General features: G+C 46.5%; 11 protein-coding genes, 2 pseudogenes and 1 riboswitch. Of the genes and pseudogenes, 6 read left to right on the top strand and 7 right to left on the bottom strand.

Features of this window, described 5'->3' with window-relative positions; genetic code table 11:
• Positions 1–69: 69 nt before the first annotated feature.
• The 6 genes and pseudogenes from ADA01nite_RS15775 to ADA01nite_RS15750 form a co-directional block, all read right to left on the bottom strand.
• Positions 70–411, bottom strand: a pseudogene (locus ADA01nite_RS15775) (solute carrier family 23 protein); the annotation flags it as partial.
• 44 nt (positions 412–455) lie between these two features.
• A riboswitch (purine riboswitch) is annotated at positions 456–555 on the bottom strand.
• 175 nt (positions 556–730) lie between these two features.
• Positions 731–2,107, bottom strand: a complete 1,377-nt coding sequence (locus tag ADA01nite_RS15770) for a sensor histidine kinase (RefSeq protein ID WP_146811233.1) — start codon at positions 2,105–2,107, stop codon at positions 731–733.
• Complete coding sequence (locus ADA01nite_RS15765) at positions 2,104–2,796, bottom strand: response regulator transcription factor (protein ID WP_146811232.1); 693 nt, start codon at positions 2,794–2,796, stop codon at positions 2,104–2,106. Before ADA01nite_RS15765 ends, ADA01nite_RS15770 begins: the two co-directional genes overlap by 4 nt.
• Before the next feature lie 89 nt (positions 2,797–2,885).
• Positions 2,886–3,383, bottom strand: coding sequence for a hypothetical protein (locus ADA01nite_RS15760; protein WP_146811231.1), 498 nt, complete (start codon positions 3,381–3,383; stop codon positions 2,886–2,888).
• Positions 3,384–3,724: 341 nt separating this feature from the next.
• On the bottom strand, positions 3,725–4,090 hold the full coding sequence (locus ADA01nite_RS15755; protein WP_146811230.1) for a DUF1516 family protein: 366 nt from the start codon (positions 4,088–4,090) through the stop codon (positions 3,725–3,727).
• Positions 4,091–4,382: 292 nt separating this feature from the next.
• Positions 4,383–4,673, bottom strand: coding sequence for a DUF3817 domain-containing protein (locus tag ADA01nite_RS15750; RefSeq protein ID WP_146811229.1), 291 nt, complete (start codon positions 4,671–4,673; stop codon positions 4,383–4,385).
• 567 nt (positions 4,674–5,240) lie between these two features.
• Between ADA01nite_RS15750 and ADA01nite_RS15745 the strand changes: the two are divergent.
• The 4 genes and pseudogenes from ADA01nite_RS15745 to ADA01nite_RS15730 form a co-directional block, all read left to right on the top strand.
• Positions 5,241–5,369, top strand: a pseudogene (locus ADA01nite_RS15745) (deoxyribose-phosphate aldolase); the annotation flags it as partial.
• Between the two features lie 82 nt (positions 5,370–5,451).
• Entirely contained in the window at positions 5,452–6,159 is a 708-nt protein-coding gene (gene deoD, locus ADA01nite_RS15740; protein WP_146811228.1) for a purine-nucleoside phosphorylase, read from the top strand.
• A gap of 265 nt (positions 6,160–6,424) precedes the next feature.
• Positions 6,425–7,012, top strand: a complete 588-nt coding sequence (locus tag ADA01nite_RS15735; RefSeq protein ID WP_170230318.1) for a DUF1641 domain-containing protein — start codon at positions 6,425–6,427, stop codon at positions 7,010–7,012.
• A 357-nt stretch (positions 7,013–7,369) separates the two neighbouring features.
• Complete coding sequence (locus ADA01nite_RS15730; protein ID WP_146811226.1) at positions 7,370–8,134, top strand: sulfite exporter TauE/SafE family protein; 765 nt, start codon at positions 7,370–7,372, stop codon at positions 8,132–8,134.
• Between the two features lie 148 nt (positions 8,135–8,282).
• Here ADA01nite_RS15730 and ADA01nite_RS15725 read toward each other — a convergent pair whose 3' ends face one another.
• Positions 8,283–9,929, bottom strand: a complete 1,647-nt coding sequence (locus ADA01nite_RS15725; protein WP_246147368.1) for a thiamine pyrophosphate-binding protein — start codon at positions 9,927–9,929, stop codon at positions 8,283–8,285.
• A 225-nt stretch (positions 9,930–10,154) separates the two neighbouring features.
• Between ADA01nite_RS15725 and ADA01nite_RS15720 the strand changes: the two genes are divergently transcribed.
• Positions 10,155–10,856 carry a phosphoadenylyl-sulfate reductase gene (locus ADA01nite_RS15720; RefSeq protein ID WP_146811246.1) on the top strand — a complete coding sequence of 234 codons (702 nt, stop codon included), beginning with the start codon at positions 10,155–10,157 and terminating at the stop codon, positions 10,854–10,856.
• A gap of 34 nt (positions 10,857–10,890) precedes the next feature.
• On the top strand, positions 10,891–12,033 hold the full coding sequence (sat, locus tag ADA01nite_RS15715; RefSeq protein WP_146811225.1) for a sulfate adenylyltransferase: 1,143 nt from the start codon (positions 10,891–10,893) through the stop codon (positions 12,031–12,033).
• Positions 12,034–12,157 lie beyond the last annotated feature (124 nt).

Here is a 12,157-nt window from a genome sequence, read left to right as displayed (position 1 = left end):
TTAAAAGGGAACTCCCCGGTGTATCGGCTTCTTAGTGAGCCGGGAAGTAGATCATTTGAATGATGAAAATAACCCCGAACACATAAAGATAATACCGGCTAAAAACACCGTGCCGAACACGGTCTGATACGAAATACCGTGCGTGGCGACTACGCTCGCAAAGTATGCATTCATCCCCATCCCCGGAGCAATGGCGATAGGGTATTTGGCAAGCAGTCCCATGCAAAGCGTACCTATCACAGTAGCGATAATCGTCGCCATGAACACCTGATTGAACGGAACACCGGCAGAAGAAAGAATCGCAGGATTGACAATCACAATATAGACCATCGTCAAGAATGTGGTTACCCCTGCAATTGACTCCGTCCTTATATTCGTTCCGTTTGCCTTAAGGTTAAAAAACTTCTCCATAAACATCCTCCCGTGCAAATAAAAAATCCCTAACCGAAAATAGGTACAGTACACCCTATATTCGTAGTTAGGAATTTATGGTTCCCTGTAGAGACCCTCAAACCGTATTATTGAGGATATACGAACAAAAAAATAAGATGATCGTAATGTTTTGAACATCTTGTATCTTAAAACAAACGATATAGCGATGTCAAATGTTTATTGTTCGTAAAATATGCGTTTTCAAAAAACAATTCTTCTGCCGCAGGAGAAAAAGGGATTGGGCGAGTTTGGATTCGGATAAAAAAATAAGAGTCACCAGGAAAGGTGAGCTCTTGTCTCAGTCAGACGGGCTGTTCTTCGTTTCTTTTGTCAGGGGAAGACGGATAAAGAAGAAGGGTCGGTTTTCTTCATTTTTAACCCAAATCTTCCCGTGATGCAGAGCGACAATTCGCTGTACAATCGCCAGGCCGAGTCCGAATTGTCCGTCTGCTCCTTTGCGGTAAGGCTCGAAAATCGTTTGGATGCTTTCTGTTGGGATGGGGGGGCCGTCGTTGCCGAGGCGCAGCAGCAAAAAGCTCTTATGTTCTTCATTTTGTACTTCCCCTGTTACGAAAATCGTTCGTTTCGCATAGCGAATCTGATTATCCAGCACATTTTCCAGCGCGGTACGCAGTTGTTCTTCATTGCCGAGGATGTGGGCGGAAGGTATGTCGTATACCCATGCAAGCTCCGGTCTTCGCCACCGCAAACGCTGAATGGTTTCACCTGCAATCTTTGCAAGAGGAACCGGATAGAAAACTTGCTCCTCAGCCGCTAAGTAGTCGAGTTTTGTCAGATAGAGCAATTGCCTGACCTGTCGCTCCAGCCGCTCTGCCTCCTTCTCGATTACATCCACCGTTTGCGGTAAATCGCCGGAAGGATACATGCCGTCCATTATGGCCTGTGCGTAGCTTCGAATGACCATAATGGGCGTTTTTAGTTCATGCGATATATTCTGTAGCAGCGTCCGCTGTGTTTCGTCCTGTCTCACCAGCCGTCGACGCATGCGCTCCACCGATGCGGCCAACCGCCCGATTTCATCTTTCCGCTCAAGCAGCAGCGGGCTATGCCAATCGCGCTCGGCAAGCCGCTCCACATGCTTTTCAATCTGAACAAGCGGCCGGGAAAGGTACTTAGACAGCCAGTACGAAAACGGAAAGCTGGCGATAAGAACCAGGAGCGCCATACCAAACAACTGGCGGATAAACGAGGAGATAAATTCCCTTTGATATGTGTCCCATGCATAAGAGAGCAGAAAGAATGCCTGTCCCTCCGTCTGGGCGCTGCGAATCATATAATATAGCGTCCGGTTTCCCACTTTACTTTTGTATTCTTTTATCGGTTCGGCCTGGGTAAGGGCTTGCTCCTGGGCTTGTGATAAAAATTCCGGGGATAGCGATGCGATCGCAAAAGGCGGCGCCATCCAGCTTCCGTCTGCATACAAAAGATGGCGTACGACACCGGACTCTTTTTGACCGAACCGCTTTCCGGGATCAAGGCTGTTGCCCGTCCTGTCCCAGAGCAGGGCTTGTGCCTCTTTAATACGTGTATACGTATCCTGGACGAGGAAAGGCCGGACGAGGACAGGAATTAGCACGATGACAAGGCAGAGGACGATCGTCATGATTCCTGTGAATACAAACCATATTTGTACAGCCAGCGGTCGGTTTCTCATATGTTCGTCATCCTGTAGCCGTAGCCGTATAGCGTTTCGAGGCGCAGCTCCGGCATTTTTTTGCGCAGACGCCGCACTAGATCGTCCACGACACGGTCCGTACCGAAATAATCGGTCCCCCAGATATGATTAAGAATCTGTTGGCGGGAGAGGGCCTGGCCCTGGTGTCCGGCAAACAATAGCAGCAAATCCAACTCCTTTGAAGTCAAATCGACAGGTTGGTCATCGTATAGCACCCTTCGCTCTTTTTCATATATCGTGTAAGAAGAAATGGTAAGAATGCCTGTTGTTTGCTCAGCGGATACAGGGGCTTGGTTGTTAGGACCGTATACTCTTTCAAGCAGTTTACGGGTACGGATGACAAGCTCGCGGGGCAAAAACGGTTTGGCGAGATAATCGTCGCTGCCCATCTCCAGGCCGATGATACGATCTAAATCCGCGTCTCTGGCAGATATGAAAATGACGGGAAGTTTGGCGTTGTTCGACTTAATGAGATTGAGAAGTTCGAAACCGTCCGTATCAGGCAGCATGATGTCGAGAATCCATACGTGCGGATTCTGTGGGATTGCCGCTTTTGCCTGCGCGCCGGTAAGAAACGATGTAACTTTCCAGCCCTCATTTTGCAAGTAGGACGTCAACAGGCGGTTCAGATTGGCTTCGTCTTCAACCAGGTATACATGATACGACATGGCTCCTCCGATAATTCAGTCTTTATATATTAAAGATAAAGAAAGGAACATGCAGAGGCAACATGTTCCTTTCTTTAATGATCAGAATTTTACAGGTCGTTGTCATGGAAAAAGACTGGGCCGTCCGGATTCGGCAGTTGCTTTTTCAATTCCTCTACGGTAATTCCACGCTCTTTTGCAAGTGCGGCGAGGTGCGCTTCATGCATCTTATTAAGTTCCGTTTTCAACTCATCGACGCTCATTCCGCGTGCCTTTGCCATCTCAGCCAGGTGGTTTTCGCGCTTCTCGCGCATTTGCTTTTTCAACTCTTCCACGGTAATGCCTTTTTCCTTGGCGATTTCAGCCAGCTTTGCTTCCCTTTTTTGCTCTATCTGCTTTTTCAGCTCATCCACGGTGATGCCTTTTTCTTTTGCCACTTTCTCCAGGTCAAACTTCTTTCCATGCATTTTGCAGCCAAAACCGGCTGCATGTGCTTTGGCTTGACCTTCGTTTGCCGACTCGGCCGGTTGATCGGCTGCAAATACGGAGCTTACCGCAGCCAAAGCCAATCCGGTTCCCAGCAGTATCGCATACAGTTTCTTTTTCATTCAAACTCCTCCTGTAATTTGGTAAAATGGTACAAGGTTGTTTACGGTATATAGGATAGACAAACAATGCGGAAAGAATATCAAAAAATTGTGGGAAATTGTCAAAAAACAAAACTCCCACGGCTTTTCAGCCACAACCCTGACATGAAAATCATACTTTTGCGGTAGAAGGAAAAGAGAGGAAAGAATGAGGAGAGGATTTTAATGTAGAAAAAGGCGAAGGCCTTTTTCTTCCTTAGATCTTTTTTCCTCCCTCTTCTCCCTCTTTCTTCATGATTTTCACAGAAAAAAGAGCCAGCTCTGCGAGAGACCAACTCTTTGCTTTGATGACGTGAATGCTATTAAAAAGTAATGACTCTGAATGCAATCAAAAGCACCATGGCCAACAGGAAGACAAAGGCTCCCCACAACGGGCCTGTCCGCTCTTTGCGCCGGGCTCTCCCTAGAACCATTTCAATTACGCCAATCATGAGGACGGCCAGAACGCCCTTTACCATATAGGCAAGAGGGAATTTGTATGCGATAAGCATTCCCGCGCCTGTCACGATCATTATAATGAAGACAAGTCGTAATAGGCCGTGAGTAATCTTCAAGAATTTGGTTTTGCCGTTTTTGGTAAGCAGAAAACTTAGTACAAAGAAGAGCAAAATCCAAAACCAGGAGTCCCTGTGGATTTGCTGCATGATAGCTACTGCATCCGGTGACATGATTGTTCCCCTTCCCAAATTTTATTTTTGTCAGTATGAGTATAACAATAACTACACTATGAGTATGTGAATTAAATGTGTCGATTTATTGCAAGCACAAAATGCCGACTTCCTTCTTACCTTAGAAAATTATACCAGAAAGCATTTATTTTTGGTATGATTACAGCAATGCGAAGAGCAATGGAAGAACGCGATAGCCGGGGGAGGATTGTTCGGAAGCTTGATGTGATAGGAGTATAGTCAATATAAAACAGCTCCCTAAAACAGATAGAGAGCTGTTTTATCATACAGACTATTGCTCCCGACGCAGCCGTGCATCAAGCACAAAGTTTCCGAACGGAATTACGGATGCCACAACCGCACCCATCACGCGGTCAAACGACCAGCGCAGTGCAAACGTAACGTGGGCGACCGCAAAAAGATACAGCACGAAAAGCACACCGTGAATCAAGCCGACGACACTGACGACTTCCGGAATATCAGCCATATACTTCAGCGGCATGGCGATTCCGAGCAATAAGAGTAATGAGATGCCTTCTACAAGGCCGATGGCGCGCAGGCGCCCAAGCGGGGTTTTTAACATGCTAGCACCTCCGATAATAAGTGTCATGCTAAATTAGTGTAGTAAATGTTGTATGTGGAGATATTTGTATTAATTATAAACGGAAAACAAGTTAAATATGTTGTAAATGATACTTTGTTCAAAATAAATTCATTTTTTCGCATGACAGGATGAAGGGCACTATCATATAGGAACAGCGATTACATCCGTCTTTATTCTAAAAACTTATCAAATGACTTTTGCGATACGAAGGAAAAGAGAGGAAAGAAGGAGGAGAGAATTTCAATGGTGAAAAAAGCGAACGCCTTTTTCTTCCCCGGATCTTATTTCCTCTTTCCCTTCCTTCTTTTCTCATGATTTTCACAGAAAAAACGACTATCTTTCATGGTCAAAGCTCAGCCATTCCTGGATTTCCTCTGCCCATCTTTTTTCTTCTCTATGGCATGTCTCGCATTTGCCCAGTTTTTTTTGAACGTGTACTCCGTTATGGAGGTATCACAGTTTTTGCATCTTGGCATCGCGCTCACCTTGCTTGGTTTTTATTCCCATTATGAAGAGAACAAAAATTTTTTATACTTGCTTCCCAGCAAGCTGGTTGAACGCGACATTAAAGCGGTCGTAGAGGCGGCAAAAGGAAAGGAGCTCACAAAAGTCATTATCGAAACATGCCTGTTAACCGAAGAGGAAAAAGTTCGCGCATGCGAACTATCCGTAGAGTATTCCTTTATAATAAAAGGGGTAATCATAAGATGAGGGAGGTGAACGCCGTTATAGAACCCGTTTTTATAACGGCAGGTACATGAGCATTCATATCGGGGCAAAGCAAGGCGAGATTGCAGAAAGCATCCTTTTACCGGGCGATCCGCTTCGCGCAAAATACATCGCCGAAACGTTTCTCGAAGATGAGGTTTGCTATAATGAAGTCCGCGGTATGCTGGGTTTTACGGGGACGTACAAAGGCAAGCGAATATCCGTTCAAGGAACCGGCATGGGCGTTCCTTCGATTTCTATCTATGTGAACGAGCTGATTCGTGAGTACGGCGTCAAAAACCTGATCCGTGTCGGCACATGCGGCGGTATCCAAAAAGATGTAAAAGTACGCGATGTCATCATTGCCATGACGTCCTGCACAGATTCGAATATGAACCATCTTACGTTTCCAGGGTTTGATTTCGCTCCTTGCGCCAACTTCGACCTGTTAAAAACGGCATATGAAGCAGGCGTAAACAAAGGGCTGCATGTTCGTGTCGGGAATATCTTAACCGCTGATGTATTTTACCGCGATAGCATGGACCCGGTGAAAAAGCTGGGGGAATACGGCGTGCTTGCCGTTGAAATGGAAACGGCGGCCCTTTATACATTGGCGGCCAAATACGGCGTCAACGCCCTGTCGATTCTGACCGTGAGCGATCACATTTTTACCGGCGAGGAGACGACAGCGGAGGAACGTCAAACGACTTTTAACGATATGATTATCATGGCGCTGGAGACAGCTGCCGCGAAATAAACGAAAAAGGATTTGCCCATGCAGCGGCAAATCCTTTTTAAAAATCCAAAGTACTTATTTGCAATGTAGTCAGTATTCTAATATATTTAAGTAGGGGATTCTACGAGCGGGACTCCATTTTGGAAAGTAAGCACGTATAGTAAAGGTACATATCCTTAGGCTTGTGAAAGTCATCACTAGCAAGAAAGGACATTGTCTTTCGCTTACCGGAATCGAATGCTGAGGAAATTCATGCAAAATGTTTGGGATGAAAGGAAGAAGGTACATGGACGCAGAAATGAAAAATCAGAATGCCAACCAAGATCCATCTTTAGTAGCAAACGAACTGTCAAAACCTGAGGTACAGGAAGCATTAGTGACGCTCATTCAAAAATTACCGCAAATCAAAGAAGCGGTAGTCAAAGCGGAACAGGGCATCGCCGCGGTTTCAGACTTTGCCAGTGACACGGATTCACTTAACTATTTGGCCGAGCGTGTAGACAAATTTTCAAAACTTGCCTTCAACAAAGAAAATGTAGAAGCCCTGGCCACTATTATAGAAAGCCTTCCGCAGCTCGCCAAAATGGTGGCTCTTCTCGATAAAGTATACTCAACCGTTGAACCTCTTGTCTCGGACAAAGACACCCTGGCATACCTTGCCGATACGACCAAGCTGGTGACTGATCCTGTCAAGGATCGTGTTCAAGAAGGTGTATCCATCGTGAAGGAAGCGAACGAAAGAGCCGAACGCAACCGCGATACCATCTCCATCTTCGGTGTGCTGAAAATGCTGAAAGATCCTGCGGTTCAGAAAGGCTTGAAATTTACCCAGGCTTTGCTTGAAGTTCTATCAGAAAAGAAATTTGCTAAATAACGTATAATACTTACAGTAAAAAGGGTTCCTTTTGATAGGGAACCCTTTTTCTGTGAAAATCATGAAGAAAGAAGGAGAAGAGGGAGGAAAAAAGATCTAAGGAAGAAAAAGGCCTTTGCCTTTTTCCACATTGACATCGTCCTCTCGTTCTCTTCTCTCTTTTTCCTCATACCACAAAAGTCAGTGGCCCTTCTCCTCATTTTCATGTCGGGGTTGCGGCTGAGATGCCATGGTCGTTTTCTGTCATATGGCTTTCTGTAATCCTCAACACCATTTCTTCCCTATGGGCATATATCAATGAATGTGTAGGATGATTCTGGAAATATAATGGGAGACTGAATAAGGCAGGGGAAAGAAATGAGTATAGAAATAACCATAATGGGGCTGCTGGTTGGTTTTCTGGTCGGCCTGACGGGGGTGGGAGGGGCTGCGCTTTTAACTCCTATTTTAATTATTATAGGCGTTCAGCCCTCGATTGCAGTGGGAACGGATTTAATCTATAACGCTGTTACGAAATTGTTCGGCACTATCCAGCATTGGAAACAAAAAACGGTGAATTTTACGTTAGTAAAATATCTGACTATGGGAAGTATTCCCGGTGCGGTTCTTGCAGTATGTGCGCTTCATTTTCTGGCCAATGTTTATCACAATCAAGAAGAAATCATTAAAAGTGCGCTCGGATATGTTTTAATCTTGGTTTCCGCCGCCACAATTGTTCGCGTGTTTTTTGATAAGAAGCTGCGGCCCAACCGCTGGCAATTAGCACCCATGGAAGAGAAGAAAGGGCTGACCATCGGTATCGGCATCATCTTCGGGTTTATTGTGGGGCTTACCTCCATCGGCTCTGGCTCTTTGTTTGCGGTTGCCATGCTGTATCTTTATCGTATGCAAGCATCAGAGCTGGTAGGGACCGACATTGCGCATGCGTTTCTCCTGGTGACGGTTGCAGGTGCGCTTCACGCAGGCATCGGAAGTATAGACTATTTGCTTGCAGGCAATCTTCTCCTGGGCTCTATCCCCGGTGTTATGTTTGGAAGTACATTATCGGCTAAAGTTCCGACTAAACCGCTGCGGACAATCGTCGCTACCATTATCCTTATAAGCGGTTTGAAGCTTATATAAGAAAGGGTAAGAGGCTAACTTGAATCTCTCCTTCCTCCCATATATTTGTTTATCCTTTCTGTATATAGAGTAAAAGGAGTAAACGGTTCTGAGAGGAAGCAGAGATTCTTTCTGTTGTTCATATACAGCCCAAGGGTTTCAAAATGTACTAGCCTTTCGTTTCAGGATGCACCACAGGAGCGGTAAGTACCTCAACCAACGCCGGTCGTCTCGATGAAAGGGCCTGCTGCAGAACTTGTTCCAACTGGGCATCGGAATCAACCCGGTAGCCGTTCCAACCGCACGCCTCTGCCACTTTAACAAAATCGGGATTGGTTATGTCAACGCCCTCCTGCTTGAATCCGCTTACAATCATTTTGTCGCGTTCCATTTGCAAGTAGCCATTATTAAATACGATAACGGTAATCTGCAACTCATAGCGGGCAGCCGTTAGTAAATCAGCCAGAACCATTTCGATCCCGCCGTCTCCTACAATGGCGACGATCTGGCGTTCGGGCATACACAGTTTGGCTGCCAGCGCGGCGGGAAGGCCGAATCCCATTGTTCTCCATTCACCTGAGAATAGAAAATCCTGCTGTTTCGGGCGAAAGTTTCTATTCATCCATACGGTTACATCGCCCGTATCGAGCGTAAGGATGGCATTAGGCTGTACCGAATTTTCGATCGCCCGGACAATTCGGGCGGGATGGATGGGGGACGAGGTTTGGGTGCCTTCCTGTTCGTTCTGCTGCGTCCACTTTTCTTTTGCCTCCCGCCACTGGGCCCCCCATGCTGGATCGGTGCCTGATTGCTGCAGCCCTTCTATTAGTAAAGGAACGATTGCGGCCGAGTCGCCAACGATCCCCAGTTCGATCGGAATCCCTTTGCCTATATTCTCCTGCATGTAATCAATCTGAATAATCCGTGCATTCTCGGGCACATATCCATCTGGCCACCACGTGTCTCCGACGAGCAAAACCACATCTGCCTGCTTAAATACTTGTGCTGCATACGGATTGCCTCCTTGCCCGATCCCACCCAGCAAATTAGATGACGTACCTGGAAGGAATCCCTTTGCCCCCAAACTGACAAGCAGGCCGGCTCCCCACTTTTCGGCAAGTGCCTCCACATGTTGAGCGGCGTCACGGGCTCCTATACCCGCCAGTATCATTGGACGCTGTGCCGTATTCATAATATCAATTGCCTGTTGCAGTCCTTCTGCTTCAAAGTAATATGTTCCTTTTAACAATAGCGGTTTAGAACGAGGCATAGCCGTTGTTGTCATTGTAAACATATCCTTTGGAACAGATAGATGGGTAACCGCTCCTTTAACAAGCGACATGTGCATCGCCTTGGTCAGCACCTCAATTACCGCATTGGGATGCGCCAGAAGGGTGCTGTACCGGGCGAACGGTTTGATGAGCTCCTGCTGGTTTACATATTGTTTATAGTCCGTTCCGATTTTATCTGTCGGGGCCTGTCCTGTAATAGCAAGAACGGGCGCTTTATCTTTATATGCATCCCCGAGTCCGTTTAACAGGTTGCCGAGCCCGGGTCCCATCGTGGCGGTACAGACCCCGAGTCCGCCTGTGATTTTCGCTTCCGCGGATGCCATCATTGCAGCTGTGGATTCATGTTTGACGGCGATAAACTGAATCTTATTTTGTTTTGCTATTGCGTCCATTAAGCCGAAGATTGCGTCGCCGACTACGCCGTAAATCCGTTTTACCCCCCAGAGATGCAACTGCCCAAGTATTCGTTCCGCAACCGTCCCGGTACTGTTTGGTGCTGTATTCATAAATGCATCTGGCAGCATACTATAGCCCCCTTTTTCTTAGGTGTTTACAACGGTAATGCTTAACGAGAATGTATACCTGATATTTTTTCATGTCTCGTCCTCTTCATACCCGGTCACAGTTCTATTGTTAACGGAACCTTAGGCGTATAACCATAATATAATGGAAAATCGGAAGGAGGCATTCCGCCGAAAGAAAGCGTGGTGTCAGCAAAAGGGGGTAAGGCCGTGCCGTATCATTGTAATTTGTCATTTCAACAGCTTACAGATGATGAGTACCGGAGAATGAATCAGGAACTGTCTAGTAGAGACACACTCGATGTTGTGAAGTGGGCTTATCAAAATTTTGAGGATGAACTTGTATACGCGTGCAGCTTCGGGGCAGAAGGAATTGTACTTATCGATATCATCAGCAAAGTTCGTTCCGATGCGCATATCGTTTTTCTCGATACGAATGTACATTTCAAAGAAACGTACGAATTGGTTAAAAACGTGCAAAAAGTATATCCGTCGCTGCGGATTGAAATGGTTCAGCCTGCTCTTACGCTTGAGGAACAGAGTGAGCAGTATGGTGATGCCCTGTGGAAGACAGAGCCGAATGTATGCTGTAGCCTTCGTAAATTACAGCCGCTTACGAAAGTGTTAACGGGCAAGAAAGCGTGGTTGTCCGGATTGCGCAGGGAACAATCGCCTACGCGCGCAAAGATTCAATATGTAAACAAGGACGAAAAGTTTTCTTCTATTAAAATATGTCCGCTGATTCATTGGAAATGGGAAGACGTGTGGAATTACATTCAACTATACCAGCTTCCATACAATAAACTGCATGACAGAGGTTACCCCAGCATCGGTTGTGCGCACTGTACCCTGCCGGTAGAAGACGGCGGAGGTTCCCGTGCCGGACGCTGGGCTGGATTCGAGAAAATTGAATGCGGTCTGCACCAATAAAGCAGAAACAAACAAGAGAAGGAGCGAATCAAAGGTGAATCAGCCACATGGTGGGGCTTTAGTCAATCGTGTAAACCTGGAGTATGATCACTCTTCTATTCTTGCTGAAGTTGAGATTGATCGTTTCGCTTTGGCCGATCTTGAACTCATTGCCATCGGAGCCTACAGCCCGATTACCGGCTTTCTCGGAGAAGATGATTATTATAGCGTTATTAATAAAATGAGACTTTCAAGCGGGTATGTATGGAGCATTCCTATTACCCTTCCAGTGGCGGAGTATGTAGCCAGCTCTCTTAAAGTAGGGGAGAAAATTAAGCTTGTATATGAAGGAGAAATCTACGGGGTTATAGAGCTGCAGGAGAAATACTTTCCGGATAAACGGCTCGAAGCTGAGCGGGTATACGGGACGACCGACGAGAAGCACCCCGGCGTAAAAAAGCTGTGGGACAGACCCGACGTTTATCTTGCCGGCCCGATTACGCTTGTACGGCGCCCGGAAAAAAGCGAGTTTGTCGATTTTTATCTTGACCCTATAGAAACAAGATCCGTATTTGCCGCGAAAGGCTGGAACACGGTTGTCGGTTTTCAAACGAGAAATCCGGTTCACCGTGCCCATGAATATATTCAAAAATCGGCGCTTGAAATTGTAGATGGTCTGTTTCTGAATCCGCTTGTCGGAGAAACAAAAATCGATGATATTCCCGCGCATATTCGTATGGAAAGCTATCAGGTGCTCTTGAAGGAATACTATCCAAGGGAGCGTGTGCTTCTTACGGTGTTTCCGGCGGCTATGCGATACGCCGGCCCAAGAGAAGCCGTTTTCCATGCGATCGTGCGCAAAAACTATGGTTGTACCCATTTTATTGTAGGGCGTGATCACGCCGGGGTCGGCAATTATTATGGCACATACGATGCACAGCTGATCTTCGGCAATTTTTCTACCGAAGAATTAGGGATTACGCCGCTGTTCTTTGAACACAGTTTTTACTGCAAAAAATGCGGAAATATGGCATCAACCAAAACATGTCCGCACGCTCCGGAAGATCATCTCGTTCTTTCGGGAACAAAAGTAAGACAAATGCTTCGAGACGGAGAGGCGCCGCCGCCGGAGTTCAGCCGCCCGGAGGTGGCAGAGGTGCTGATCCGCGGCATGGAAGTACCAGCAAGTAAACAGTAAGGGGGACTATGGTTTACCGGGATATATGTCAAGTGTTCATTAGATAAGTCTGCCCGGCAGATCGTAGGTTATCTTATAGAAAACCACCATGGCGTTTCAGCCGCAACCCCGACATGAAAATCAT

The organism is Aneurinibacillus danicus (assembly GCF_007991215.1).
Lineage (GTDB): Bacteria > Bacillota > Bacilli > Aneurinibacillales > Aneurinibacillaceae > Aneurinibacillus > Aneurinibacillus danicus.
This window is presented reverse-complemented; position numbering and strand designations above follow the sequence as displayed.